The organism is Arthrobacter sp. SLBN-83, from assembly GCF_006715285.1.
In the GTDB taxonomy this organism is placed as follows: Bacteria; Actinomycetota; Actinomycetes; order Actinomycetales; family Micrococcaceae; genus Arthrobacter.
Map to the genome: position 1 here is coordinate 4,297,798 of NZ_VFMX01000001.1, position 26,463 is coordinate 4,324,260.

Genomic DNA, 26,463 nt, shown 5'->3' on the forward strand with positions numbered 1-26,463 from the left:
CAAGCGGAGACTGTCAGGAGTTCCGCACTGCGGCCAGGGCTGACCGCACGGCCTCGACGGCGGTGCCCACGTCCTCTCCCGCCGTATGCCAGTTGCTCACCGAAACCCGAAGGATGTCCCGCTCCCTCCAGCGTGAGCCGGACATCCACACCTTCCCGTCCTCGATGATGCGGGCCGTGACCGCGCGGGTGGTGTCGTCGTCGCCGAAAGCCAGGCACACCTGGGTGTAGGCGACGTCGTTGAGCACCTCCACGCCGTCCAGGGCGGCCATCCCCTCCGCGATGGCCGCGGCGGCACCTGCAAGACCGCCCACCTGGGCGGCCACGCCCTCGCGGCCCAGGCTTTTCAGCGCGGCCCACACGGGTACTCCCCGGGCCCGGCGCGAGAGTTCCGGGACCTTCTCGAACGGATCGCCCGGGCCTTCCGCGTCGTGCACCAGGTAGCTCGCGTGCAGTCCCATCGCGGCCCGCAGTGCTGAAGGGTCGCGGACAATGGCGATGCCGCAGTCGTAGGGAACGTTGAGGGTCTTGTGGGCATCGGTGCCCCAGGAGTCAGCCTCTTCATAGCCCCGGGTGAGGTGCTGCAGTTCCGGTGCGGCGGCGCCCCAGAGGCCGAATGCGCCGTCGATGTGCACCCACGCGCCGTGTTTGCGGGCGACGGCGATCGCCTCGGCAAAGGGGTCGAAGGCGCCTGAGTGCAGGTTGCCCGCCTGGAGGCACACCAGGGCGGGACCGGTGCCGGCGGCAAGCGCGGCGTCCAGGGCGGCGGGGAGCAGGCGGCCCTGCCCGTCGGCGTCCACTTCCGTTGGTTTTCCGAGGCCCAGGTAGCGCAGGCCGAGGTCTACGGTGTCGTGCCGTTCCCGTCCCACGAAGCACCGGATCCGGGGTGCGCCGAAGAGCCCGTCGCGGTCCAGGTCCCAGCCGGCGTCGGCGAGCAGCCGCCAGCGGGCGGCGGCCATTCCGGTGAAGTTTGCCATGGTGGCGCCGGTGACGAATCCGACGTCGGCGGTGGAGGGGAGGCCCAGCAGGTCCAGCAGCCAGTGTCCGGCGGCTTCCTCGATGGCCGCCGTAGCCGGGGTGGCGTAGCGCAGGCCGGCGTTCTGGTCCCAGGCGCTGACCAGCCAGTCCGAGGCCAGGGCCGCGGGCAGGGTGCCGCCGATCACCCAGCCGAAGAACCGGCCGGAGGGCATGGCCATCAGGCCGGGCTCTGCCTGGGTGGCCAGGAAGTCGATGACGCCGGCTGCAGGCATCCCCGCTTCGGGCAGCGGCCCGCCGAACACTGCGGCAAGCTCAGTGGCGTTCCGGCTGGGTCCCACGCGGCGGTGCGGAAGGCTGTCCAGCCAGGCCTGCGAATACCCTGCGGCGGCTGCCAGTGCCGCGGCAATCCCGTCATCGCCGTGTGCCATACCTGCATGCTACGCCGGACCGGTGTACGCGACGAGGACGATCTTTCCGGGAGTTGCTCAGGAGAAGTTTTCCTGCCAAACGTCGTAGCCCAGCTTGACGATCAGGGCCGCCACGACCACCAGGAAGACAACCCGGACGAACTTGCTGCCCTGCTTTACGGCAGTGCGGGCGCCGAGGTAGCCCCCGGCCATGTTGGCTCCGCCGAGCAGCAGGCCGATCCCCCACAGGATGGACCCGTGCGGCAGGAAGAACAACAGGGCGCCGGCATTGGTGGCCATGTTGACGATCTTGGCCTTGGCGCTTGCTTCCAGGAAGGCGTAGCCCATGGCGGACACCAGAGCGATGACCAGGAAGGAGCCTGTCCCCGGGCCGATAAGTCCGTCATAAAAGCCGATCACGGCACCGATAAGGCAGGCCACGACGTAGTGCTTGTGACCTTCGTGGCGCAGCGCCGTCAGCTCGCCCACGCTGGGCCTCAGGGCCGTGAAAAGCGCGACGGCGACCAGGGCCACCACGATGATGGGCTTGAACACCCCGGCCGGCAGGGTGGCGGCCAGGCTTGCCCCGCCAAAGCTGCCTGCCAGGGCTATCACGGCCATGGGCACCGCAGTCCGAAGGTCGGGGCCCACCCGCCGGTAGTACGTGACGGCACTGGTGGCGGTACCGAAGATGGAGCCCATCTTGTTGGTGGCCAGCGCCTGGACCGGCGCGATGCCGGGAACCAGGAGCAGCGCCGGAAGCTGGATGAGTCCTCCGCCTCCCACCACCGCATCCACCCAGCCGGCTGCGAATCCAGCCACCACGATCAGGATGATGGTGGTGAGCTGGATCGATTCGAAGCCGGAGATCACTGGTTGCGGACGGCGTTGACCACGTAGTCGACGGCCTTGTCTACCGCCACGTTCTCGGCGGCGCCGCTGCGGCGGTCCTTGATCTCCACCACGCCGTCCACCAAGCCGCGGCCCACGGCCAGGATGGTTGGGACGCCCACCAGCTCGGCGTCGCCGAACTTCACGCCCGGCGAGACCTTGGGCCGGTCGTCATAGATGACGGACAGGCCGGCGTCTTCGAGTTCCGTCGAGAGCTTTTCCGCTGTCTGGAAGATTTCGTCGCCGCGGCCCACGGCCACCACGTGCACATCGGCGGGAGCCACCGTGCGGGGCCAGACAAGGCCACGGTCATCGTGGTTGGCCTCTGCCAGGGCGGCCACGGCGCGGGTGACTCCGACCCCGTAGGAACCCATGGTGACCACCACCTGCTTGCCGTTTTGGTCCAGCACCTTGAGGTCCAGGGCTTCGGCGTATTTGCGGCCCAGCTGGAAGATGTGGCCCATTTCGATGCCACGGGCGGTCTCCAGCGGGCCGGAGCCGTCCGGGGAGGGGTCGCCTGCGCGGACTTCGGTGCACTCGATGACGCCGTCCCAGGTGAAGTCGCGGCCGGCCACCAGGCCGAACACGTGCTTGCCGGCCTCGTTGGCGCCGGTGATCCACGCCGTTCCGCTGACCACCCGCGGGTCCACCAGGTAGAGCAGCTTAGTGGCGCTCTCCGCGCCCAGGAGCGGTTCGTCCAGGGACAGGCCGGGGCCCAGGTAGCCCTTGACGATCAGCGGCTGCTTCTTGAGGTCTTCCTCGGTTGCCTGCTCCAGGCCGATCTCTCCACCGATCGGCAGGAAGGCGCCGATGTTTGCCTCTACCCGCTTGAGGTCCACTGCGCGGTCGCCGGGGAGGCCGATGACAACCAGTTGCCGCTCACCGGTGGGCAGCGTGACGGCGAGGACCACGTTCTTGAGCGTGTCCGCTGCAGTCCAGGCGCCGCCGTCGGACTCTGCCCGCGGGGCAATCTGGTTGGAAGCGGCAACCAGGGTCTCAATGGTGGGAGTGTCCGGGGTATCCAGAACCTCGGCCGCCGGGGCGTTGGTGAAGTCGATCCCCTCAGGGACCACTGTGGTGACGGCCTCGACGTTGGCCGCGTAGCCGCCGGCGGACCGGACAAAGGTGTCCTCGCCGATCTCGGTGGGGAACAGGAATTCCTCGCTCTTGGACCCGCCCATGGCGCCCGCGGTAGCTGCCACCGGCACCACCTCGAGGCCCAGGCGTTCGAAGATTTTCAGGTAGGCGGCGCGGTGGGCAGCGTAGCTGGCATCGAGGCCGGCGTCGTCCACGTCGAAGGAGTAGGAATCCTTCATGATGAACTCGCGGCCGCGGAGGAGCCCCGCGCGGGGGCGGGCCTCATCGCGGTATTTGTTCTGGATCTGGTACAGGCTCAGCGGCAGGTCTTTGTAGGACGAGTACAGGTCCTTGACCAGGAGCGTGAACATCTCCTCATGCGTGGGCGCCAGCAGGTAGTCGGCGCCCTTGCGGTCCTGGAGCCGGAACAGGCCTTCGCCGTATTCAGTCCAGCGGTTGGTGGCCTCGTACGGCTCACGCGGCAGCAGGGCCGGGAAGTGGACTTCCTGGGCGCCAATGGCTGCCATTTCCTCGCGGATGATCTCCTCGACCTTGCGCAGGACGCTCAGTCCCAGCGGAAGCCAGGTGTAGATGCCGGGGGCAGCGCGGCGGATGTAGCCGGCGCGGACCAGGAGCTTGTGGCTGGCGACCTCGGCATCGACGGGGTCTTCGCGCAGCGTGCGCAGGAAAAGCTGGGACAGTCGTAGGACCACGGGTGGTATCCGTTTCTGGGGAAGTGCTGGGTCAGCAGGGCCGGACAATTCGTCTGGATACTAATCTACCGGCACGGAACCTGCGGCAATTACGGGGCCAGGGAGGAGAACCGGGCAGACGTGCCCGGCAAGGGCCGGAAACAGTAGAGCCACGCCCGGGAATGCAAAGCCCCTGGCCCCCCAATGAGGCTGGTCATCGCATCCGGGCGTGGCTCAACGCCGTTATCGCCTGAGTACTGGTGAGGACTGGTGAGACCGCCCACCCCACTTCCAGCGCAGCTAGAACGAATTTATGTGATCGCGCGCACGTTTGACAAGTGTTTTTATTTTCGGAATTCGTTTACCCGATATATGTCGCCGGGCATTACTTCCATTGTTGTTCCTTGGCGAATTGTTGTTACGTAACAGCTTGTTGTTACTTAACCAGCGCGGCTGCGGAATCCAGGAGGGCACCTGCCCGCCGCACAGCGTCGGTCTCGCTCGCGCCGCCGGACGCCACCGAGGTGAGCACCACGCCCTGCTTGACCACCTGGGCGGTAACTGTTGACTGCTTGCGGCCGTCCGGCAGGGCGCTGTCGGTCCGGTAAGCAACGGTGCCGGGAAGGCTGCCGGCCCCCTCCACCGGTTTTACGGTGACGGCGATTTCCATGCCGGAGGCGGTCATGGTCATGGAGGAGCACTTGGCCAGCTGGTCCGGTTGGTCCTTGACCTTGGCGAGGAAGCTTTGGTCCAGGCCGGCAATCAACGACAGGGCTGTGACGGCACCGGTGCCGGCGTCCGTGCTCATGCCCATCGCCATGGTCGCTCCCTCGACGGAAGGCACCGTGCTCGCCGCGGCGAGTTCCTTGCATTCTGCCGGCTTGACGTCGATGGATGCCATCATCGCCTTGGTTTGTTCCAGCGTGGTATTGATGTCCGTACTGGGCAGGACGGACAGCCTTCGGTCCGCTGCGTCCCGGACCTGTCCCACGATGGCCGCGAGCTCGTCGGTGGTGTAGGCCTTGGCAGTTGGTGTGGGGGTTGGCGTTGGCGTGGGGGTGGTTGTTGCTGGGGCCGCGGAGGCGGCAGCTGTGGATTCCGCTGCCTGCGGCGCGGACGTCCCGCCGCACGCAGAAACACTAACGGCAAGAAGGGCGCAGGCCCCGAAAGTTCCAAGCACGGACGTCTTCAATTTTTCCCCCAATATTCAGCACGCGGCAGGCAGCCGGCAATTACCGGCTAGAAGAGGACTGTAGCGAACGTCCCCACCTGGCGGAAGCCCACACGCTCGTAAGTGGACCTGGCCCTGGTGTTGAAGCCGTTGACGTAAAGGCTGGTCATCGGGGCAACCTGCTGGGCCTTTTCCACCACTGCCGCCATGTACGCCGCGCTGAGCCCCTGGCCGCGGAAGGCAGGATTCATCCATACTCCCTGGACCTGGGTGACGTCCTCCGTTACTGCACCCAGCTCGGCTTTAAACACCACTTCGCGGGCTTCGTTGAGGTGGACCAGGGAGTGCCCCTGCCTGATGAGGCCCTCCACCCGCCGGCTGTAGAACTCCCTGCCGCCCAGGTAGGGCGAGTAGCCAACTTCTTCCTCGAACATGGCGGCGCACGCGGGAAGGATGCGGTCGAAGTCTGCCAGGTCCCCGTGTACCAGGCCCGGGTGAGGCGGTACCCGGGGCGGCCCGTCGATGACCATCAATGGCTGGTCCGCCCGGACCTCGTGGGCGTGGTGCCCCAGCTCCGTGAGTTCGGCATTGAGTGCCAGTACGGCATCGGCGGGCCCGAATGCGGACGCGTACCTGCGCCCGGAGCTGTTGGCGGCCTCCGCCACCAGGGGGGCGAACGCGGGGTTGAGCTGGACCGGAACCAGGTTGGCCCCGGCCCAGCACGCACCCGTCAGGATGCCGTCGTCGAAGACGCCGATGACGCCGGCCCCGCCACTGGTGGGTGCCGCCGTCCCGGTGCCGTGCAGATGCGCCAGGATGAACACATTGGCCACCGGGTCCTGCTGGGCCAGCGATGTCAGCGCGGGGGTGTCCCGGTCGTCGAGCGTACGGACAAAAATCCCTGCCGGGTCTGGTGCGTCCCTACGAGACGCTAACCACGGGGCTACCCTTGACAGCATCTTCGCCATCGGCCTCCCCCATCTCTTCCGCGATACGCATAGCCTCTTCGATCAGTGTCTCAACAATTGCGCTCTCGGGAACAGTCTTGATGACCTCGCCCTTAACGAAGATCTGGCCCTTGCCGTTGCCCGATGCAACACCAAGGTCAGCCTCGCGCGCCTCGCCGGGGCCGTTCACGACGCAGCCCATGACCGCCACGCGCAGCGGAATTTCCATTCCCTCGAGCCCGGCGGTGACCTGTTCTGCCAGAGTGTACACGTCCACCTGGGCGCGGCCGCAGGAAGGGCACGACACGATTTCCAGCTTGCGGGGCCGCAGGTTCAGTGACTGGAGGATCTGGTTGCCCACCTTGATCTCCTCCACCGGCGGAGCGGACAGGGACACGCGGATGGTGTCGCCGATCCCCCGCGAGAGGAGCGCGCCGAACGCGGTGGCGGACTTGATGGTCCCCTGGAAAGCGGGACCGGCTTCGGTGACGCCCAGGTGCAGGGGCCAGTCACCCTTTTCCGCGAGCATCTCGTAGGCGGCCACCATGACCACGGGGTCGTTGTGCTTCACGGAAATCTTGAAGTCGTGGAAGCCGTGTTCCTCGAACAGGGAGGCTTCCCAGACCGCCGACTCGACCAGTGCCTCAGGCGTGGCCTTGCCGTACTTCTTCAGGATGCCCGGCTCAAGGGAACCTGCGTTCACGCCGATGCGGATGGAGGTGCCGTGGTCCTTGGCGGCGGCGGCGATCTCCTTGACCTGGTCGTCGAACTTGCGGATGTTTCCCGGGTTCACGCGCACGGCGGCGCAGCCGGCTTCAATGGCCGCAAAGACGTACTTGGGCTGGAAGTGAATGTCCGCAATAACAGGGATCTGGGACTTCCGGGCAATGATGGGCAGCGCTTCGGCATCATCAGCGGACGGGCATGCGACCCGGACGATGTCGCAGCCGGACGCCGTCAGTTCAGCGATCTGCTGCAGGGTGGCGTTGATGTCCGTGGTGGGCGTGGTGGTCATGGACTGCACGCTGATGGGGTAGTCAGACCCTACGCCTACCGAGCCGACTTTGATCTGGCGCGTCTTGCGGCGGGGGGCAAGGACGGGCGGTGGTGCTGACGGCATTCCCAGGCTGACCGAGGTCACGTGGACTCCTTGAGTTGAAAGGGTAAAAAAGCGGCTACGCGGAAATGCCGGCCAACATGCCGGTTACCGGTGACCATTCCGTGACGCGCGTTCCGGCGATCACACCGGCTCCGGCGAAGGGGTCCTGCTTGAGGATCGAATTGAGCGCGGCTTCATCCGTCGCCTTGAAGATCAGCAGGGCACCAACACCGTCACCGTAAGGGCCGCTGGCCACGATGACGCCGTCCTGCGCGAGGTTCCCCGTCCATTCGCGGTGGGCGGGCCGGACCTCGTTGCGGGTTTCAGTGGAGCTGGCGGCATAAACGTACTCAACGGCAAAAACTGTCATACCGCTACCCTATCGCCATGGCCGGCTTGGTACCGTACGCATCGGGCGGGCAGGGCCAGTGGCGGGTGCAGCAGGACCACCGGCGCGGCAAAGACCACCGGCGGGGCAAAGACCAGCCGGGGCAGCCATGACCTCAGTGCAGGAAGAGGACTTTGACTGCGGCAGCGGTTCCGGCCGCCCAGAGCATTGATGTCAGCGTGCCGATAATGAATCGCTCGGCTGCCACCGGGGTTTCCTTCAGCTCGGCGAACCTGCCCAGGCCTTTGATGGCAACGATGTAGGCGATGGCCACGGGCTGCCCGGTAAGGATGGCGAGGCAGACGCCCAGCCGCTCCAGCACGCCAATGATGGCGCCGCCGCGCAGGATGCGCTGGGTGGGGAGCGACGGTCCGGCGGGCGCGGCCGGCGTCGGCTGGACAGGCGGGGCGGTCAGCTCACCGTCAACGGTCTGGCCGCCTGCTGTTCCAAGGGCAGCGTCGGGAGCCGCAGCGATGTCGTCCACCGTGACGTCGGCCGCCGGATCCTCTACGGCCCCGCGGGCTGCTTCCGCCGCCTTCGCAGCATCCGCCCGGTCGTCGATGGTCCGTGCGAGCTTGAACACCAACGCCGTGACCGGCCAGCCGGCGAAGCCGGCCACCACCAGGGCCACTGCCACCCACAGTGCGCTCACCTGTCTCCTTCGTTGGGGTCGCCTGCATTACGGTCGTCTTGTAAGGGGCCACTAATCTGCGAGTCAGCGATACCAAGAAGCATCGCCGCAGCGGGCCTGGCTGCCCATTCTTCCTGCCATCCGGACCGAAGCACGGTGCGGCTCACCGATTGTTCCGAGATGCCGAGGTCAAGCGCCACCTGTTTCTGGCTTCCATGGCGGGCCGGTCCCAGGCGGCGCAGCGCATCCACCACCCGCCACTGGGCCTCCGTGCGGTCCTGGACAAGCCGGCCGAGCAGCCGGAGCACCGCCTCCGCATTTGCACACGCCTGGCTCCCTTCCCCGGCGGGGCCACTGCCACCGGTCTTTGCCATGATGCCCGGCACCACTGACAAGGGCACCTGCTGCCCGGCGGCTTTGGCCAATTCAACTGCCTTGCGGGCGGCGACAAACGCGGTGCCGGTTCCTTCGCGGGGGCTGGCACCTGGAGCCAGGGAGACGGTTCCGACGCCGATCCCCACGTACCAGCGACCGACCCGGAGTGCATGGAGGGCAACCTCCACAACGGCGGAAGCGTCCGGCACTACTCCCTGGACCTCATCACCCACGGTTCGTTCGAAGACCGGTTTCCCCGTTCCGGAAAGTTGCAGCGCGGCAATCCGGGCGAGAAGATCCGGGACGAGGTCCTGGGCGCCGGTACTTCCCCTCTGGTCGATGGTCATGACGAACATCCCTCAACCATAGATGGCTGATACCAGCAGATCAATCATATTTGGCTGATATTCTGGAAATCAGCCGATCCCGGCTGCTGGCCAAGCAGAGCTCTCCGTGCCGGCCAGGGCCCCCAACAGAAGCGCGACTAGCCGAAGAGATTTACCGGCTTGACGATGTCGGCGTAGATCAACAGCACGCTCATGCCCATAAGCAGTGCCGCGACAACGTAGGTGACGGGCAGCAGCTTGGCGATATCGAAAGCTCCGGGATCAGGGCGCCCGCGCAGCTTTGCCACCTTGCGGCGTACGCCCTCATAGAGCGCCCCGGCAACGTGGCCGCCGTCGAGCGGCAGGAGCGGGATCAGGTTGAACACGGCGAGAGCGAAGTTCAGGCCTGCCAGCAGGCCAACGAGGGTAGCCACCCGGGACTGCAGCGGCACCGCCTCCATGGCGGCCACTTCGCCTGCCACCCTGCCTACGCCCACCACGCTGATGGGTCCGTTGGGGTCGCGCGGCTCTTCGCTGAACGCGGCTTTGGCCACGCCCACCACACGGGCCGGGAGGTTGAAGACCACGCCGGCCACCTGGCGGATGTTCTCCCCCGCCATCGGCAGGACGGACGACGCCGGCTGGGGCACCAGTGCCGTTTGCGCACCGATGCCAAGGAAGCCGACGTCCTGGTACTGGAGATTGCCGGCGGCGTCAGTGGCCTGGCGTCCATCGTTTCCCATCACCGGCCGGGCCGAAAGGACGGGCGTCACGGTGGTGGACACGGGGTTGCCGTCCCGCTGCACGGTGATGGCCACTTCCTTGCCTGCGGAAGCGCGGATCCATTCCGTCAGCTGGCTCCAACTGGTCACGGCCTTGCCGTCAAAGGAGGTGATGGTGTCGTTGGGCTTGAGCCCGGCCGCCGCTGCCGGCGTCAGCTGGCAGTCAGCGGAATTGGGATCAACGGTTTGGCCGGCGGCCACCTGGCACTTGGAGACGTCGGAGATGGTGGTGGTGGCGGTGGCAACCCCAAAGCCCATGAGCAGCACGGCCGTGAACAGCAGGCCGAGGAGCATGTTCATGGCCGGGCCGCCCAGCATCACGATGATCTTCTTCCAGACCGGCAGCCGGTAAAACACCCGGTTTTCGTCGCCCGGGCCAACTTCCTCGTGGGCCTGGGAGCGGGCTTCGGTGGCAAGTGTCTGGAACATGCCGGTGCTGGAGGGCCTTACCGAGCCGTCCTCCTTGTTGGGCGGGTACATGCCGATCATGGAGACGTAGCCGCCCAGCGGTACGGCCTTGAGGCCGTACTCGGTTTCGCCTCTCCGGCGCGACCACAGGGTGGGACCGAACCCGATCATGTATTTGGTGACGCGCACCTTGAAGAGCTTGGCGGGGACCAGGTGCCCCACTTCATGAAGCGCAATGGACACGGCGATGCCCACGGCCACGAAGACGACGCCGAGGATGAAAAGTAAAACAGGGGTCATGGAGGTGCTGCTGCTTCCTAGAGACTGCTGACTGCTAAACGTTCGTGGGCGCGGGCGCGTGCCCAGCTTTCAGCATCCAGCACTGATTCCACCGTCAGCCCGGAGGAGCCTGAGTGTTCGCTGAGCACGGTATCGATGGTGTCCACGATGTCGGTGAAGCGGATCCTGCCGGCATGGAACGCCGTGACGGCTTCCTCGTTGGCCGCGTTGAACACGGCAGGGAACGTGCTGCCCTGCTTGGCCGCATCCTTGGCAAGGCCGACGGCGGGGAACGCCTCTGTGTCCAGCGGCTCGAAGGTCCACGTGGCGGCCTTGGTCCAGTCGCACGGGCTGGCGGCTTTAGCTACCCGGGCCGGCCAGCCGAGTCCCAGCGCGATGGGCAGCCGCATGTCCGGCGGGGAGGCCTGGGCGATGGTGGAGCCGTCAACGAACTGCACCATGGAGTGCACCACTGACTGGGGATGGACCACGACGTCGATCCGGTCCAGCGGAATATCGAACAGCAGGTGCGCCTCGATGACTTCCAGGCCCTTGTTGACCAGCGTGGCCGAGTTGGTGGTGACCATGACGCCCATGTCCCAGGTGGGGTGGGCCAGGGCCTCCTGCGGCGTCACGCCGTGGAGTTCCTCCCGGCTCCTGCCGCGGAACGGGCCGCCGGACGCGGTCAAAATCAGCTTGTCCACCTCGTCCGCAGTGCCGGAGCGCAGGCACTGGGCAATGGCGGAGTGTTCCGAGTCCACCGGAACAATCTGGCCCTCCCGGGCCGCGGCTTTGACCAGGCTGCCGCCCACGATCAGCGACTCCTTGTTGGCCAGGGCAAGGGTGGCGCCGGACTTGAGCGCCGCCAGCGTGGGGGCCAGGCCGATGGAACCGGTAATGCCGTTGAGCACCACATCGGCTTCGACCGCCGCGACCTGCGCGGAGGCATCCGGACCTGACACGATCTGGGGCCGGTAGCCGGGGCGGCCTGCCGCGGCCGCGGCTTCACGGATCAGTGTTTCCAGCCTGGCTGGGTCTCCCCCGGCGATTCCCACGAATGCGGCACCGGTATGGACCGCCTGCCGGGCCAGGAGTTCCAGGTTGCCGCCCCCGGCGCTCAGGGCCACCACCTCGAACAGGTGCGGGGCGCCGTCGACGACGTCGATCGCCTGGGTGCCGATGGAACCGGTGGATCCGAGAAGGACGATTCTGCGTGGCTGCATTGGTTAAGTATCCCGCACCCTTCGGGGCCGGCCGTGCGCCGGCCCGCGCCGCTGACCTGCTGCTGCGCCTTGACCCCGGGGTGGCCGGGCGTAACGTGGACTGCGTGGACTGGCTCTCATGGTTTGATGCGCCGGAGTACGAATTCGCCCGGCAGGTGCTGCAACGGGGTGTGGCGGCACTGTACCTTGTGGCGTTCCTGTCCACGCTGAACCAGTTTCCAGCCCTGCTGGGCGAGCGCGGCCTGCTGCCGGTGCCGGAGTTCCTGGCGGCGTTTACCCGGATGCGCCGGCCCACACTGTTCCGGTGGCGGTACTCGGACGGGCTGCTGCGCGGTGTCTGCGCCGCAGGGCTGGTGGTATCGGCGCTGCTCGTGGCCGGGATCCCGCAGATGGGGCCGCCCTGGGTGCCGCTGATCGCGTTCCTGGCCCTGTGGCTGCTGTACATGTCCATCGTGAACGTGGGCCAGACGTTTTACGGGTTCGGCTGGGAGATGCTGCTCCTGGAGTCGGGTTTCACGGTAGCCTTCCTTGGGTCCAACCAGACGGAGCCGCCGAGGACCATCCTGATCCTCATCGTGTGGCTGGTGTTCCGGCTCGAGTTCGGTGCGGGGATGATCAAGATCCGCGGCGGCCGGGAGTGGCGGGACCTGACGGCGTTGTACTACCACCACGAAACCCAACCGATGCCAGGGCCGCTCAGCCGGCAGGCGCACCTGTTGCCGAAGCCGCTGCACCGCATCGAGGTGGTGGGCAACCACATTGCGCAGCTGGTGGTGCCGTTCCTGCTCTTCGCGCCGCAGCCCGTAGCCAGTGTTGCTGCCGGCGTCGTGGTGGCCACCCAGCTGTGGCTGGTGGCCAGCGGCAACTTCGCCTGGCTGAACTGGATGGCGATAGTGCTGGGGTTCGCCGCAGTCAGCGACCCCGTGGCGCACGCCGTGATACCGGCAATCCCTGCGGACTGGGACGCCGCAATGGGCGTACAGCGGGAGACGCCCTTGTGGTGGCAGGGCATCACCCTGGCCGCGTCCCTCCTGCTGCTCGCCCTGAGCTACTGGCCGTTGCGCAACCTCTTCTCCCGCCGGCAGCTGATGAACGCCAGCTTCAACCGGTGGCAGCTGGTCAACGCCTACGGCGCATTTGGCTCCGTGACCAAGCAACGCATCGAAATCGTGGTGGAGGGCACCCTGGACGAAGACCCCGGCGACACCTCCGAGTGGCGTGAGTACGGCTTCAAGGGCAAGCCCGGCGATGTCCGCAGGATCCCCAGGCAGTGGGCCCCGTACCACCTGCGCCTTGACTGGCTTATGTGGTTCCTGCCGCTGCGCAGCGTGCACGAGGAATGGTTTTACGCCTTCCTGGCAAAGCTGCTGGCGGCGGACCGGCAAATGCTGCGGCTGCTGCGGCATGACCCGTTCGACGGCGCCGCGCCCCGGTGGGTGCGCGTGCGCAGCTTCCATTACCGTTTCGCCAGCCGGAAGGAGTTCCGCGAGACAGGGAACCGCTGGGTGCGGACCTTGCTGTACGAACCCATCCCGCCAACATCCCTGCGGCGGCAGCAGGGACGGCAGCGCTAGCTAAACCTTCTGTGCCGCGCGCCGGATGATCTCCTGGGCATGCTTCAGGATGGGGCCGTCGATCATTTTTCCCTCGTACCGGAACACTCCGGACCCGGCCGACTCCGCGGCAGCCAGGAGTGCCTGGGCCGCGGCAACTTCGTCATCGGAGGGTGCATAGGCCTTACGGACCACCTCCGCCTGGTTCGGGTGGATGCATGCCTTGGAACTGAAGCCCGAGGCGACGGCGTCGGCTGCCTCGGCCGCCAGCCCGTCAAGGTCGGGGATGTTGGTATAGACGGCGTCCACGGCTTCCTTGCCAAACGCCCTGGCCGCCACCAGCACCGAAGAGCGGGCGTGCAGCGCAACAGCCCGGTAGCCGCCGTCGTCCGTCCTGCTGGAAGTCCCGCCAAGCGTGGCCAGCAGGTCTTCCGCCCCCCACATGAGTCCCACCACGTTGGGCGCGGCGGCGATGGCCGGGGCGTTGAGCACGCCCAGGGCCGTCTCGCAGAGCGCGATCACCTGGTAGCCCTCAAGGGCCTTGAGCTGTTCTGCGGACTCGGCCTTGGCCAGCATCACGGTGCGGTACGGCGTGTGGGCCAGGCAGTGCAGGTCCTTTTCGAAGTCTTCGGTTCCCACGGGATTGACCCTGACGATGGTGCAGCTGGGTTCCAGTTCCGGCTCCACCCCGGTGGTTCCCAACTGGGCCAGGATGGCGCCGCGGGCGCGCTGCTTGTCCGCCGGCGCCACCGCATCTTCCAGGTCAAGGATCACGGCATCCGCGCGGGCAGCGGCCTTTTGGTAGCGCTCAGGCCGGTCGGCGGGGCAGAACAGCAGGGCAGGGCCCATCACGAAAGTCATAAGGCTATTCTCCGTTGTTTTGAACGTTTTGCGCGTCCTGGTACGCGTCCCGCGTCCACATCAGGCAGCTGCGCGTGGCCCGGGCCACCACGGTTCCATCCTGGTTGCGGCCGGTGTGTTCCATGGTCACGATCCCCTGGCCCGGGCGCGAGGCAGAAGGCCTCCTGCCGGTAATGACGGTTTCCGTGTACAGCGTGTCGCCATGAAAGAGCGGGTGCGGGAAGGACACGTCCGTCAGGCCCAGCTGGGCGATGATGGTCCCCTGGGTTAGCTGGGTGACGGACTGGCCCACCATGGTGGCAAGGGTGAACATGGAGTTCACCAGCCGCTGGCCAAAGGGCTGCCCCGCGCTCCAGGCCGCGTCCAGGTGGAGGGCCTGGGTGTTCATGGTGAGCGTGGTGAACAGGACGTTGTCGGCTTCGGTCACCGTGCGCCCGGGACGGTGGGCATACACCACGCCTTCCTCCAGTTCGTCGAAGTACAGCCCGCGCTGCTCGACGACCCGCCTGCCGCCGTCGCCCGTCATACCGTGAGTTCCCGGTCTTCCTCGAACAGGTCCGCGCCGGTGGCGGCCACCACGTCTTCCACGGAGACGTTGGGGGCGAGTTCCTGCAGGACCAGGCGTGACGAGCCGCCATCCTTGACGACGTCGATGACCGCAAGGTCCGTGATGATCCGGTCCACACAGCCCTTGCCGGTCAGCGGCAGCGAGCATTGCTGGACGATCTTGGGTCTGCCGTTGCGGTCAACGTGCTCCATCATCACGATCACCCGCTTGGCCCCGAACACCAGGTCCATGGCCCCGCCCATGCCCTTGACCATCTTTCCGGGAATCATCCAGTTGGCCAGGTCGCCGTTGGCGGCCACCTCCATGGCGCCCAGCACGGCCACGTCGACGTGGCCGCCGCGGATCATGCCGAAGGAGGTTGCGGAGTCGAAGAACGCCGCGCCCCTGTTGACGGTCACGGTTTCCTTGCCGGCGTTGATCAGGTCCGGGTCCAAGGCATCTTCGGCAGGATAAGGTCCGACGCCGAGGATCCCGTTCTCGGAGTGCAGCACCACTTCCACCCCGTCCGGGATGTAGTTGGGGATCAAGGTGGGCATGCCGATTCCCAGGTTCACGTACTGTCCGTTCCGCAGTTCCCTGGCCACCCGGGCGGCCAGCTCATTGCGGTTCCAGCCTTTCGTTTCAGCGGGCGATGTGGAGTCACCTTGGCCGGCGTGCTGCTGGGAGCCTGCGCGCCGGTATTCCGGCCGTACGGCTTCCGGCCGCGGAGCTTCGGGGCTGTTGGGATCCATGGTCATGCTCCTGCCTCCTGGTTGCTGCCGGCTGTTCCGCTTGAAGACGGGGCGGTCAGTGCCACGGTCCGCTTCTCAATGCGCTTTTCCCCGTTCTGCGCCAGGACCACGCGCTGGACAAAGATGCCGGGCGTGTGGATGTGTTCGGGGTCCAGTTCTCCGGGTTCCACCAGTTCCTCCACCTCGGCGATGGTGATCTTGCCGGCCATGGCACACAGCGGGTTGAAGTTCATGGCAGTGGCGTGGAAGACAAGGTTGCCGTGGCGGTCGCCCTTCCACGCGTGCACCAGCCCGAAGTCCGGGGTGAGGGACTCCTCCAGGACGTAGTCGACGCCACCGAACGGGCGCACTTCCTTGGGGGCTGAGGCAACCGCGATGCCTCCGTTGGCGTCGTACTTCTGCGGCAGGCCGCCGTCGGACACCTGCGTGCCTACCCCTGCCTTGGTGTAGAACGCCGGGATGCCGGCGCCGCCGGCGCGCAATTTCTCGGCCAGCGTGCCCTGCGGGGTAAGTACCACCTCAAGCTCGCCGGCAAGGTACTGCCGGGCGAACTCCTTGTTTTCGCCCACATAGGAGCTTATGGTGCGGCGGATGCGCCCGTCCCGGAGCAGGATGCCAAGCCCCCAGTCGTCAACGCCGCAGTTGTTGCTGACGGTTTCCAGGTCCGTTGTGCCGGCCCGGTGCAGGGCGTCGATCAGGGCTACCGGGATCCCGCAGAGGCCGAACCCGCCCACGGCCAGCGAGGCACCGTCGGGAATGTCCGCCACGGCCTCATCAGCGCTGGCAACAACCTTGTCAATCATCATTGATCCTTTCAGGCCGGCTTATGTACCCTGCGGCAGGCGCAGGGTTAAAGTCCCAGTTCGCGGGCGATCAGCATCAGCTGGACCTCCGTGGTGCCTTCCCCCACTTCAAGGATCTTGGAGTCGCGGTAGTGGCGTGCCACAGTGAACTCGTTGATGAAGCCATAGCCGCCGAATACCTGGGTGGCATCCCGCGCGTTGTCCATGGCTGCCTCGCCTGCGACCATCTTAGCGATGGCCGCCTGGGTCTTGAACGGCTTGCCGGCCAGCATCCGGGCCGCCGCGTCGTAGTAGGCCAGCCGGGCGGTGTGGGCCCGCGCCTCCATGCGTGCGATCTTGAAGGAGACTGCCTGGTACTTGCCTATTTCGTGGCCAAAGGCCCGGCGCTCGCTGGCATACCTGACCGACAGGTCCACGCAGCCCTGCGCCGCGCCGGTTGCCAGGGCCGCGATGGCGATGCGGCCCTCGTCCAGGATGGACAGGAAGTTGGCGTAGCCGCGCCCTTCGGTGCCCAGCAGGTTTTCCTCCGGTACCCGGACGTCCTTCAGGGTGAGGGGGTGGGTGTCCGAAGCGTTCCAGCCCACCTTGTTGTAGGGCTTCTCCGCCTTGAAGCCGGGGGTGTCCGTGGGCACCAGGATGGTGGAGATCTCCTTCTTGATGCTGCCGTCTTCGCGTTCCTGCTGCCCCGTGACGGCGGTGACGGTGACCAGCCGGGTGATGTCGGTTCCGGAGTTGGTGATGAACTCCTTGTTGCCGTTGATCACCCAGCTGCCGTCCTCGCGCCTGGCGTGGGTCTTGGTGCCGCCGGCGTCCGAGCCTGCCTCCGGCTCGGTGAGCCCGAACCCGGCGAGCGCCTGGCCGGACGCCAGCATGGGCAGCCATTCCTGTTTCTGCGCCTCGGTGCCGAAGCGGTACACCGGCATGGCGCCCAGGGATACGCCGGCTTCCAGGGTGATGGCGACGGACTGGTCCACGCGGCCAAGCTGTTCCAGCGCGAGGGCCAGGGCGAAATAGTCCCCGCCCATGCCGCCGTATTCCTCCGGGAACGGCAGCCCGAACAGGCCCATCTCGGCCATCTGCTTCACCACTTCGTAGGGGAAGCTGTGCTCTTCGTCGTGCTTCGCCGAGACCGGGGCCACCACGTTGTCCGCGAAGTCGCGCACGGTGTCGCTGAGGTCCTGGTATTCCTCGCTAAGTTCAAAACCGGTCATGGTCAGGCTCCTTCGCCTTGGTCTTCGTCTGTAGCTGTTTCTGTATTGCCGGGCGCGGGTTGGGTATCCGTGGAATGGGGGTGGACGGTGGCCAGCACCTGGTCGGCCTTCACCAGGTCCCCGGTTCGGGCGGTCAGGTGAACTGTCCCGGCCAGCGGCGCCACCAAATGGTGCTCCATCTTCATGGCCTCCACGGACACCAGGACCTCTCCGGCCTGAACCTCATCCCCGTCACTGACCGGGACAGCCACCACCGTTCCGGGCATCGGCGAGCGCACCTCGGGATCGGCGGCGCCTTCCTGCCGCTGGACTGCTGCCAGTACCCGCTCCAGCCGCGCCTCTCGGGTCAGGACCTCAAGCCGGCAGGACCAGCCGCCGTTGCCGAGGAAGAGTTGGGCGGGGCGTCCGGGCAGTGGATTGCTCCACGTCGGTTCCACCGGCCCCGTGAAGACCGGCGCAAGCCGGTAACTCCGGCGTTCGCCGTCCAGGTCGAGGTCGATGCTTTGCCGGCTGGACCAGTACAGCGCCGCACGCCGGCGGGTACCGCCGTCGACCGTTACCGTGGCGGTCCCTCCCCCGTTGGGGCTGCCGCTGACCAGCACGGTTGTTACGCCGCCGTCGGGCGTTCCCAGGCTGATGCGCCGCGGCGCATGCGCGCCAAGGCGCCAGCCGCTCCTGCCCTGCCAGGGCCCGGGCGCCGGGACGGGCTCGTTCTGCACTTCGAGGGTCAGCACGTAAAGCGCGGCAGCCACGAGTTCGGGCTCCCCGATGCGGCGGAATTCGAGCGCAGGCAGCTTCCGTTCGATCAGGCTGGTGTCCAGCCGCCCGGCGCGGACGTCGGGATCATTGAGCAGGAGCCGCAGGTACTCGACGTTGGTCTCGATGCCCAGTGCCGTGTAGCCGGTCAGTGCTGTGTCCAGGGATGCCAAAGCCGCGCCACGGTCACTGCCCCACGCGATCACCTTGGAGATCATCGGATCGTAGTGTGCCGACAGCTCCAGCCCTTCCACCAGGGAAGAATCCACCCGGACCCGGCTGCCGGGCTGGTCCGCTTCGAAGCTTGCGGGAGCGCTGGGCCGCTGCTGTGGTCCCGGCAGCTCATCCAGCTGCAGCACCGTCCCGGTGGACGGCAGGAAGTTCTTCTCCGGCACCTCGGCGTAGACGCGCGCCTCGACCGCGTGGCCGGACAGTTCGACGTCGGCCTGCCGCAGGGTCAGTTCCGCACCGGCGGCGATCCGCACCTGCCATTCCACCAGGTCGATGCCGGTGACCATTTCCGTGACCGGGTGTTCCACCTGCAGCCGGGTGTTCATCTCCATGAAGAAGAACTCGTCCGGGGCATCGTCGGACACCAGGAACTCCACGGTTCCCGCCCCGGTGTAGTTCACGCTGCGGGCGGCGTTGCATGCGGCTTCGCCGATCCGTGCCCGCACCTCCGCACCGTTCGGCAGGCCCTCCAGCAGGGGCGACGGTGCTTCCTCGATGACTTTCTGGTGCCGCCGCTGCAGGGAGCACTCGCGCTCGCCCAGGTGGATGACGTTGCCGTGGGTGTCGGCCAGCACCTGCACTTCGATGTGCCGCGGGGTGGTCACCAGGCGCTCCAGGAACAGGGTGTCATCACCGAACGCCGCGCTTGCCACCCGCCGCGCCGTAGCCAGGGCGGCGGGCAGGTCCGCCGGCCTTTCCACCACGTGCATGCCTTTGCCGCCGCCACCGGCGGAGGGCTTGATCAGGAGTGGATAGCCGACGCCGGCAGCCGCCTCGACCAGTTCGGTGTCCGTCATGCCGGGCCTGGCAACGCCGGGGACCACGGGCACGCCGTACCCCGCCACATGGTTCTTGGCGCGGATCTTGTCGCCCATGACGTTCAGCGCTTCCACGCCCGGGCCGATGAAGGTGATGCCGGCCTTTTCGAGGGCGCGGGCGAAGTCCACGTTCTCGCTGAGGAAGCCGTACCCCGGGTGGACGGCTTCGGCGCCGGACTGCCGGCAGGCTTCCACTATCGCGTCGGTGTTCAGGTAGCTCTCGGCTGCCGCGGCCGGGCCGATCCGGATGGAAGTGTCGGCTTCGCGCACGTGGCGGGCGCCGGCGTCGGCATCGCTGTAGACAGCCACCGAGCGGATCCCCAGCTGGCGGAGGGTCCGGATGACGCGGCAGGCGATTTCGCCGCGGTTGGCCACCAGGACCGTGCTGAAAAGGGGCGTGGCATCATTGGCGGCCGCCCCGCTCCCGGCGGCGGTCGTGGGCTGCGTGGCGGTGTTGGTCTGCATGGTCATTGCTGGCTCACATCCGAAAGAGGCCGAAGGACGTCTCCGGCAAGGGGGTGCGGGAGACGACGTCCAGGGCGAGGCCCAGGACGGTGCGGGTATCGGCGGGGTCGATGACGGCGTCGTCCCACAGGCGTGCCGTTGAGTAATAGGGGCTTCCCTGGTCCTCATACTGCCGGCGGATGGGGGCCTTGAAGGCTTCCTCGTCGTCGGCCGCCCAGTCCTGCCCTGCCGCCTCGTACTGGTCCCGCTTCACGGTGGCCAGCACGCTGGCCGCTTGGTTGCCGCCCATCACGGAGATCCGGGCCGCCGGCCACATCCACAGGAACCGCGGTGAATAGGCACGGCCGCACATGGAGTAGTTTCCGGCACCAAAGGATCCGCCAATCACCACTGTCAGCTTGGGGACACGGGCCGTGGCCACGGCGGTGACCATTTTGGCACCGTTTTTGGCGATCCCGCCTTGCTCGGCATCCTTACCCACCATGAAGCCGGAGATGTTCTGCAGGAACAGCAGCGGAATGCCGCGCTGATCGCACAGTTCGATGAAATGGGCTCCCTTGAGCGAGGACTCGCTGAACAGCACGCCATTGTTGGCAACGATGCCCACCGGGTGACCCTCGATCCGGGCGAATCCCGTGACCAGGGTGGTGCCGTAGTCCTTCTTGAACTCGTGGAACCAGCTGCCATCCACCAGCCGGGCGATGACTTCATGGACGTCGTAGGGCGCGTTGACGTCCGTGGGCACGGCGCCGTAGAGCCCTTCCGGGTCCACGGCGGGTTCGACGGCGGCTTCCACCTGCCAGGCGGGCGCGGCGGGGGGTGGCAGGGTGGCCACAATGTCCCTGATGATCTGCAGGGCATGCTCGTCATTGTCGGCCAGGTGGTCGGTGACGCCGGAGACCCGGGAGTGCACCTCGCCGCCACCCAGTTCCTCGGCGGTGACGATTTCCCCGATAGCCGCCTTCACCAGCGGCGGTCCGCCTAGGAAGATGGTGCCCTGGTTCCGGACGATGACGGTTTCGTCGCTCATGGCGGGGACGTAGGCGCCGCCCGCGGTACAGGACCCCATCACGGCGGCAATCTGGGGGATCTTGGCGGCGGAGAGCCGGGCCTGGTTGTAGAAGATCCGGCCAAAGTGTTCCTTGTCCGGGAACACCTCATCCTGCTTGGGCAGGAACGCCCCGCCCGAATCCACCAGGTAAATGCAGGGCAGCCGGTTCTCCAGGGCAATCTCCTGGGCACGGAGGTGCTTCTTGACCGTCATCGGGTAGTAGGTGCCGCCCTTGACAGTGGCGTCGTTGGAGATGACCAGCACCTGCCGTCCGTGCACCAGGCCGATCCCGGCGATTACCCCGGCGCCCGATGCGTCGTCGTTGTACATGCCGTTGGCGGCAAGGGGCGCGATCTCCAGGAACGGGCTGCCGTCATCCAGGAGCTGGTCGATCCGGTCCCGCGGGAGCAGCTTGCCGCGGGCAACGTGCCGGTCCCGGGACTTCTGGGGTCCGCCCAGCGCCGCATCCGCCAGCCTCTTCCGCAGGTTCTCCGCGAGCGCCAGCTGCGCTTCACGGTTGGCGCGGAAGGACTCGCTTGCGGGGTCGAGCCGGGTGGCCAGGGTCTCCATTGACGATCCATCCTTATGCGCACCGGGCCAGCACAAAGCCAACTCGGTTAGTGACTAATAACTGAAATTCAGGTTAGTCTCGATTAACTGTGATGTCCAACACACGGGCGCCTTGTTAGACTCTGCGTCGGCCCCAGGAGGAAAAGTGTCCAGCAATCCAGTGCAGCCGGTCCCTGCCACGCAGGCCCCCACAACGCAGGTCCCTACAACGCAGCGCGGCAAGGCCAAGGAGAACCGGCGGCAGGCGTTGCTCACTGCTGCGGCATCACTGTTCGCAGCCAACGGCTTCAACCGGGTGTCCCTGGAGGACCTGGGCGCCGCCGCGGGCGTCAGCGGGCCTGCGGTCTACCGCCACTTTCCCGGCAAGCAGGCAGTCCTCGCCGACCTGCTGGTCACCGTGAGCCAGGAACTGCTCGACGGCGGGCGCCAAGTTGTGGAGCGCACCGCCGATCCCTTGGCAGCGCTGCGTCAACTGGTGGAGTTCCAGGTGGATTTCGCGCTCGGCAAGCCCGACGTGATCCGGGTGCAGGACCGGGACCTCAGCAATCTGTCGGAGCAGGACCAGTCCGCGGTGCGCGCACTGCAGCGCAGCTACGTGGAGGTGTGGGTGGACGTCCTGGCCAAGGTCCACCCCGGCATCGATGCCGCAGAGCTGCGGATGCGTGCCCATGCCACCTTCGGCCTGATCAATTCCACGCCCCACTCGGTCCGCAGCCATGGCAGGCGGATGGCTGCCAGCGTTGCCCGCCCCCTGCTGGAACGGATGGCGCTGGCAGCCCTGATGGTTGAGAGCACACCGCCCCGCGGCTAGACCATGGTGAGGACCATCCCCGGCTCGGCCAGGATGGCGCCGACGTCGGCCAGGAAACGGGAGCCTTGTTCCCCATCCACCAGCCGGTGGTCGAAGGACAGGCTCAGCGTGAGCACCTGGCGCAGCGCCACCTCACCCCGGTATTCCCACGGCATGGTGCGGACCGCCCCAAGGCCAAGGATCGCCGCCTCCCCCGGGTTGAGGATCGGGGTGCCGGCGTCGATGCCGAAGACACCGATGTTGGTGATGGAGATGGTGCCGCCGGTAAGGTCGGCAGGGGTGGTCTTGCCCGCCCGCGCCGTATCGGCGAGCTCAGCCAGCGCCTGGGCGAGCTCCGGGAGCTGCAGGGCGTCGGCGTCCTTAATGTTGGGCACGGTGAGCCCCCTGGGCGTGGCCGCGGCGATGCCCAGGTTCACGTAATGGAACGTGACGATCTCCTGGTGTTCCTCATCCCAGCGCGAATTCAACGCCGGGTGCCGGCGCAGGGCGATGAGGACCGCCTTGGCTGCGAGTGTCAGGGGCGTGAGCTTGATGCCGGCGAATGCCCTGCTGTCCTTGAGCTTGGCCAGCAGCTCGAGGCTGGGCGTGACGTCCACGGTGAGGAACTCGGTGGCATGCGGCGCGGTGAAGGCGCTTTGCACCATCGCGGCCGCGGTGTGTTTCCGGACGCCCTTGATGGGGGTCCGGGTTTCCCGCTCCCCCGCAGCGGTTGCAGCTGCAGACACCTGGCCGGCCAAGGGCGTGGCAGCCTCTTCCACCTGCCCGGCAAATCCCTGCACATCCTCCCTGGTAATCAGGCCGCCGGGACCGGTACCGCGAACCTGCACGAGGTTCACTCCAAGGTCCTTGGCCAACTTGCGGACAGGAGGAGTGGACCGCGGACGTTCGGCCGCGCTGGTGTCGACAGGTCTGGTGTCGACAGGCTCAACCACCGCGGGTTTGGTTTCGGCGGGCCCAGCCACCGGGGCGAAGTTCCGCGCCCGGCGCGTGGGGCGCCCGGAACCTTCGACGACGGCGCCGTACCCCACCAGGTTCGGTTCCCGTTTGGGCGTTTCCACCGCAGCCTCCCCGGACCCCGCGCTTCCGGCGCCGGTGCGAACGGTACCGGACGGGACTGTGCCGGACGGGACAGAAGGTGACCCGCCGGCGTCGTCCGCCACCTCAAAGGAGACGATGGGCTTGCCCACCTCCACGACGGAACCGGGCTGCTCGTGAAGTTCCTTGATGACGCCGGCGAACGGCGACGGAAGCTCCACCACGGCCTTGGCCGTTTCCACCTCGGCGATGACCTGGTTCAGGCTGACGGTGTCGCCAACACCCACTTTCCAGCTGAGGATTTCGGACTCAGTGAGCCCCTCCCCCAGGTCCGGGAGCCGGAATTCCTTGATCATGGTGGCACTCATCCTTCCAGCCCGCTCAGGGAGTTGGGGCGGCCCAGGGCACGGTCAACGCCGTCCAGGATGCGGTCCAGGCCCGGCAGGTGGTGCATTTCCAGCTTGGAGTACGGGTATGGAATGTCGAAGCCGGTCACGCGGACGGGAGCTGCTTCCAGATGATAGAAACACCGCTCGGTGATGCTCGCAGCCACCTCCGCGCCGAGCCCGCCGGACTGTCCGGCCTCGTGGGTCACCACCAGCCGCCCGGTCTTCCGCACGGAGGCCACCACGGGTTCGTAGTCCACGGGGGCAAGCGAGCGCAGGTCGATGACTTCAATGGAGATGCCTTCGTCGGCAGCGGCGGAGGCGGCGTCCAGGGCGGTCTTGACCAGGGGCCCGTAAGCCACCAGGGTGACGTCGCTGCCGTCGGTCAAAACCCGCGCCTTGTCCATGGGCAGGGCCTTGGCCGGATCCACGGACTCGTCCACTTCGCCTTTGTCGTGGTAGCGGCGCTTGGGCTCGAAATACAGGACGGGATCGTCGCAGGAGATGGCCTGCTGGATCACGGTGTAAGCGTCCTGCGGGTTGGCCACGGTCACCACCCGCAACCCGGAGGTGTGGGTGAAGTAGGCTTCCGGGGATTCCGAGTGATGCTCGGGCGAGCCGATGCCGCCGCCGAAAGGTACCCGGATGGTGATGGGCATCTTGACGGCCCCGAGGGTGCGGTAGTGCAGCTTGGCCACCTGGCTGACGATCTGGTCGAACGCCGGGTAGATGAACCCGTCGAACTGGATCTCCACCACCGGCCGGTAGCCCCGGTAGGCCAGGCCCACGGCGGTGCCCACAATGGCGGACTCGGCCAGTGGCGTGTCCACGACGCGGTGGGTCCCGAAGTCCTTTTGCAGGCCGTCCGTCACCCGGAACACTCCGCCCAGGGTGCCGATGTCCTCGCCGAGGAGGACCACCTTTGAGTCGTTCTCCAGGGACTTGCGCAGCCCGGCGTTGATGGCACGGGCAAAGGTCAATTGCGTCATCAGCGTGCACCTTCCTCTGAAACGGCTCCTGCGGGATCGCCGAAGGACGCCAAATAACGGGCGTAATGGTCCTGCTGGCGTTCCAGCCATGAGTTGGGTGTGCTGTAGACGTGCTTGAAGATGTCCATGGGCTGGGGATTGGGCATGGTGGTGCAGCCGCGGCGCACCTCCGCCGCAACGGCGTTTGCCTTGTCCTTGACCTGCTGCTGCAGTTCGGGGCTGAGCAGGCCCTTCCGGTCCAGGAGGCCTGCCAGCCGGGAGATGGGGTCCTTCGCCGCCCAGTCCTCCAGTTCATTGGCGTCGCGGTAGCGGGTGGGATCGTCCGCGGTGGTGTGCGGCCCCATGCGGTAGCTGACGGCCTCGATGAAGGTGGGACCCCCGCCGCGCCGTGCCCGGTCCAGTGCCAGCCTGGTGGCGGCCATGACCGCCAGGACGTCGTTGCCGTCCACCCGCAGGCTGGGGATGCCGAAGCCGGCAGCCCGGTCCGCGAGCTGGATATGGGACTGCAGGCGTACCGGCTCGGAGATGGCCCAGTGGTTGTTGGTGCAGAAGAACACCACGGGGACCTGGAAGCTGGCGGCAAATACCATGGCCTCGCTGACGTCGCCTTCGCTGGTGGCACCGTCGCCGAAGTAGGTGATGGCGGCCGCGTCGGCCCCGTCATTCTGGATCCCCATGGCATAGCCGGTGGCGTGCAGGGTCTGGGCACCGATGATGATCTGCGGCGTGGCCATGTTGATGCTGTATGGGTCCCAGCCGCCGGAGGCGTTGCCGCGCCATACCCGGAGGAGGTCGGTCAGATCCACGCCGCGGCAGTACGCCACGCCGTTCTCGCGGTAGCTGGAGAACACGAAGTCGTCCGCGCGCAGCGACCTGCCGGAGCCAATTTGGGCCGCCTCCTGGCCGAGCAGCGGGGGCCACAGGGCCAGCTCACCCTGCCGTTGCAGGGCGGTGGCCTCCACGTCGATCCGGCGGATGACGGTCATGTCCTCGAACAGGGAACACAACTGCTCGTCGGTGATATCCCTGACCCAGAAGTCGAATTCCGGATGGCTGATGCGCTCGCCTGCCGGGGTGATCAGTTGGAGAAATTCCTGCCCGGGCGTGCCCGGATTTCCTGCGCTTTCGGGGGTCTGTGCGCCGCCATGGCCCGTTTCGTCTGTAGACACGATTGCCGCAACCTTCGTACGTCGTTGACCCGTGGCTTTAGGGCTTTTGGCCCCTGCAGCCACCGGCCTTCCGGGCGTCATTGCCCCAGATACTGTGACCCTACTCACAACGTCCAGGGGGTACAACCACTTAGGAATTTCTTGAGCAGGATGCACGGTTGAGCCATCCCGTACCGTGCTAGCGTTGCGCATTATGCAAGCTTTGGATGGCACTGACACCCGCCTGCTGTCGGCGCTGGCAGAGGATCCGCGCCGGACGGTAGTGGCGCTCGCCCAGAAGCTGGGCCTCTCCCGCAATACGGTCCAGGCGCGGATGGCCCAGATGGAAAAGAAGCACGCCTTCCTGTCCTTTCAACGGCGCATTAACCCGGCTGCGCTGGGGTACCCGCTCATGGCCTTCATCTCGGTGCATGTCCAGCAGCAGAAGCTTGGGCGGCTGGCGGAGGAGATCGCGGCCATTCCGGAGGTTCTGGAGGGATACGGTCTGACCGGATCGGCCGACCTGCTGCTGCGCGTGGTGGCCCGGGATGCCGAGGACCTGTTCCGCATCAACGGCAAGATCCTGGCCTGCGACGGCGTGGAGCGGGCGGACACAGCCTTGGCGATGGGCGAGCTGATCCCCTTCCGGGTGCAGCCCCTGCTGGACCGGGGCTCCGAGGGCGCGTAGCGGCAGGATTTCAAGCCGGCGCTGAAAGCACGACGGCGACGGGCGGGGTTATAGGCTGGTTCCAGTCATGCGCGGGCCGGGACGGCCCGTCCGCCCGCCGGCGCCAGAGCGCCTG

Annotated in this window: 24 protein-coding genes; 3 read left to right on the top strand and 21 right to left on the bottom strand. The window is 66.9% G+C overall.

What is annotated here, in order from left to right:
- Positions 1-13: 13 nt before the first annotated feature.
- The 11 genes from FBY30_RS20075 to dxr all read right to left on the bottom strand — a co-directional run bounded on the left by FBY30_RS20075 (position 14) and on the right by dxr (position 11,673).
- On the bottom strand, positions 14-1,405 hold the full coding sequence (locus tag FBY30_RS20075) for a pyridoxal phosphate-dependent decarboxylase family protein (RefSeq protein ID WP_142134585.1): 1,392 nt from the start codon (positions 1,403-1,405) through the stop codon (positions 14-16).
- Between the two features lie 57 nt (positions 1,406-1,462).
- A complete protein-coding gene (locus tag FBY30_RS20080; protein WP_142134587.1) occupies positions 1,463-2,257 on the bottom strand; it encodes a sulfite exporter TauE/SafE family protein in 795 nt (264 codons plus the stop codon).
- Positions 2,254-4,065 carry a proline--tRNA ligase gene (locus FBY30_RS20085; protein WP_142134589.1) on the bottom strand — a complete coding sequence of 604 codons (1,812 nt, stop codon included), beginning with the start codon at positions 4,063-4,065 and terminating at the stop codon, positions 2,254-2,256. The genes FBY30_RS20080 and FBY30_RS20085 overlap by 4 nt, the downstream gene beginning before the upstream one ends.
- A 415-nt stretch (positions 4,066-4,480) precedes the next feature.
- Positions 4,481-5,224, bottom strand: a complete 744-nt coding sequence (locus FBY30_RS20090) for a hypothetical protein (protein WP_235009514.1) — start codon at positions 5,222-5,224, stop codon at positions 4,481-4,483.
- Positions 5,225-5,283: 59 nt separating this feature from the next.
- Positions 5,284-6,174, bottom strand: a complete 891-nt coding sequence (locus FBY30_RS20095) for a GNAT family N-acetyltransferase (RefSeq protein ID WP_142135500.1) — start codon at positions 6,172-6,174, stop codon at positions 5,284-5,286.
- Positions 6,137-7,303 (bottom strand): flavodoxin-dependent (E)-4-hydroxy-3-methylbut-2-enyl-diphosphate synthase, encoded by a 1,167-nt coding sequence (ispG, locus tag FBY30_RS20100; protein ID WP_142134593.1) that lies wholly within the window; start codon positions 7,301-7,303, stop codon positions 6,137-6,139. The genes FBY30_RS20095 and ispG overlap by 38 nt, the downstream gene beginning before the upstream one ends.
- 34 nt (positions 7,304-7,337) lie before the next feature.
- Positions 7,338-7,631, bottom strand: coding sequence for a YciI family protein (locus FBY30_RS20105; protein WP_142134595.1), 294 nt, complete (start codon positions 7,629-7,631; stop codon positions 7,338-7,340).
- 133 nt (positions 7,632-7,764) lie between these two features.
- Positions 7,765-8,301 (bottom strand): hypothetical protein, encoded by a 537-nt coding sequence (locus FBY30_RS20110; protein ID WP_142134596.1) that lies wholly within the window; start codon positions 8,299-8,301, stop codon positions 7,765-7,767.
- Positions 8,298-9,011 carry a MarR family transcriptional regulator gene (locus FBY30_RS20115; protein ID WP_142134598.1) on the bottom strand — a complete coding sequence of 238 codons (714 nt, stop codon included), beginning with the start codon at positions 9,009-9,011 and terminating at the stop codon, positions 8,298-8,300. The genes FBY30_RS20110 and FBY30_RS20115 overlap by 4 nt, the downstream gene beginning before the upstream one ends.
- Before the next feature lie 128 nt (positions 9,012-9,139).
- On the bottom strand, positions 9,140-10,471 hold the full coding sequence (locus FBY30_RS20120) for a M50 family metallopeptidase (protein WP_142134600.1): 1,332 nt from the start codon (positions 10,469-10,471) through the stop codon (positions 9,140-9,142).
- Between the two features lie 17 nt (positions 10,472-10,488).
- A complete protein-coding gene (gene dxr, locus FBY30_RS20125) occupies positions 10,489-11,673 on the bottom strand; it encodes a 1-deoxy-D-xylulose-5-phosphate reductoisomerase (RefSeq protein ID WP_142134602.1) in 1,185 nt (394 codons plus the stop codon).
- 104 nt (positions 11,674-11,777) lie between these two features.
- Between dxr and FBY30_RS20130 the strand changes: the two genes are divergently transcribed.
- The gene (locus FBY30_RS20130; protein WP_142135502.1) at positions 11,778-13,247 is read left to right on the top strand and encodes a lipase maturation factor family protein; all 1,470 of its coding nucleotides are present in this window, start codon (positions 11,778-11,780) and stop codon (positions 13,245-13,247) included.
- On the opposite strand, the gene FBY30_RS20135 is transcribed toward FBY30_RS20130, so the two are convergent.
- The 7 genes from FBY30_RS20135 to FBY30_RS20165 are packed head-to-tail and all read right to left on the bottom strand — an operon-like array spanning position 13,248 to position 21,291.
- Positions 13,248-14,087, bottom strand: a complete 840-nt coding sequence (locus tag FBY30_RS20135; protein ID WP_142134604.1) for an HpcH/HpaI aldolase/citrate lyase family protein — start codon at positions 14,085-14,087, stop codon at positions 13,248-13,250. It lies immediately after the preceding gene.
- A 4-nt stretch (positions 14,088-14,091) separates the two neighbouring features.
- Positions 14,092-14,613 (bottom strand): MaoC family dehydratase, encoded by a 522-nt coding sequence (locus FBY30_RS20140; RefSeq protein ID WP_142134606.1) that lies wholly within the window; start codon positions 14,611-14,613, stop codon positions 14,092-14,094.
- Positions 14,610-15,392, bottom strand: coding sequence for a CoA transferase subunit B (locus tag FBY30_RS20145; RefSeq protein ID WP_442858291.1), 783 nt, complete (start codon positions 15,390-15,392; stop codon positions 14,610-14,612). The genes FBY30_RS20140 and FBY30_RS20145 overlap by 4 nt, the downstream gene beginning before the upstream one ends.
- Positions 15,389-16,189 (bottom strand): CoA transferase subunit A, encoded by an 801-nt coding sequence (locus tag FBY30_RS20150; protein ID WP_142135508.1) that lies wholly within the window; start codon positions 16,187-16,189, stop codon positions 15,389-15,391. The genes FBY30_RS20145 and FBY30_RS20150 overlap by 4 nt, the downstream gene beginning before the upstream one ends.
- A gap of 47 nt (positions 16,190-16,236) precedes the next feature.
- Complete coding sequence (locus FBY30_RS20155) at positions 16,237-17,400, bottom strand: acyl-CoA dehydrogenase family protein (protein WP_142134608.1); 1,164 nt, start codon at positions 17,398-17,400, stop codon at positions 16,237-16,239.
- 2 nt (positions 17,401-17,402) lie between these two features.
- Positions 17,403-19,676: an ATP-binding protein gene (locus FBY30_RS20160; RefSeq protein ID WP_142134610.1), complete on the bottom strand. Its 2,274-nt coding sequence runs from the start codon at positions 19,674-19,676 to the stop codon at positions 17,403-17,405.
- A 7-nt stretch (positions 19,677-19,683) separates the two neighbouring features.
- Positions 19,684-21,291: a carboxyl transferase domain-containing protein gene (locus FBY30_RS20165; protein ID WP_142134613.1), complete on the bottom strand. Its 1,608-nt coding sequence runs from the start codon at positions 21,289-21,291 to the stop codon at positions 19,684-19,686.
- A gap of 145 nt (positions 21,292-21,436) precedes the next feature.
- Here FBY30_RS20165 and FBY30_RS20170 point away from each other — a divergent pair, with 145 nt between their 5' ends.
- Entirely contained in the window at positions 21,437-22,102 is a 666-nt protein-coding gene (locus FBY30_RS20170) for an SACE_7040 family transcriptional regulator (protein WP_327437020.1), read from the top strand.
- Here the strand turns inward: FBY30_RS20170 and FBY30_RS20175 are convergent.
- The 3 genes from FBY30_RS20175 to pdhA are packed head-to-tail and all read right to left on the bottom strand — an operon-like array spanning position 22,099 to position 25,681.
- The gene (locus FBY30_RS20175) at positions 22,099-23,505 is read right to left on the bottom strand and encodes a dihydrolipoamide acetyltransferase family protein (RefSeq protein WP_142134615.1); all 1,407 of its coding nucleotides are present in this window, start codon (positions 23,503-23,505) and stop codon (positions 22,099-22,101) included. The two genes, FBY30_RS20170 and FBY30_RS20175, sit on opposite strands and share 4 nt — an antisense overlap.
- On the bottom strand, positions 23,502-24,512 hold the full coding sequence (locus FBY30_RS20180) for an alpha-ketoacid dehydrogenase subunit beta (RefSeq protein WP_142134617.1): 1,011 nt from the start codon (positions 24,510-24,512) through the stop codon (positions 23,502-23,504). The genes FBY30_RS20175 and FBY30_RS20180 overlap by 4 nt, the downstream gene beginning before the upstream one ends.
- Complete coding sequence (pdhA, locus tag FBY30_RS20185; protein WP_142134619.1) at positions 24,512-25,681, bottom strand: pyruvate dehydrogenase (acetyl-transferring) E1 component subunit alpha; 1,170 nt, start codon at positions 25,679-25,681, stop codon at positions 24,512-24,514. The genes FBY30_RS20180 and pdhA overlap by 1 nt, the downstream gene beginning before the upstream one ends.
- A gap of 193 nt (positions 25,682-25,874) precedes the next feature.
- Between pdhA and FBY30_RS20190 the strand changes: the two genes are divergently transcribed.
- Positions 25,875-26,348 carry an Lrp/AsnC family transcriptional regulator gene (locus FBY30_RS20190; protein ID WP_142134621.1) on the top strand — a complete coding sequence of 158 codons (474 nt, stop codon included), beginning with the start codon at positions 25,875-25,877 and terminating at the stop codon, positions 26,346-26,348.
- The last annotated feature ends 115 nt before the right edge of the window (positions 26,349-26,463 follow it).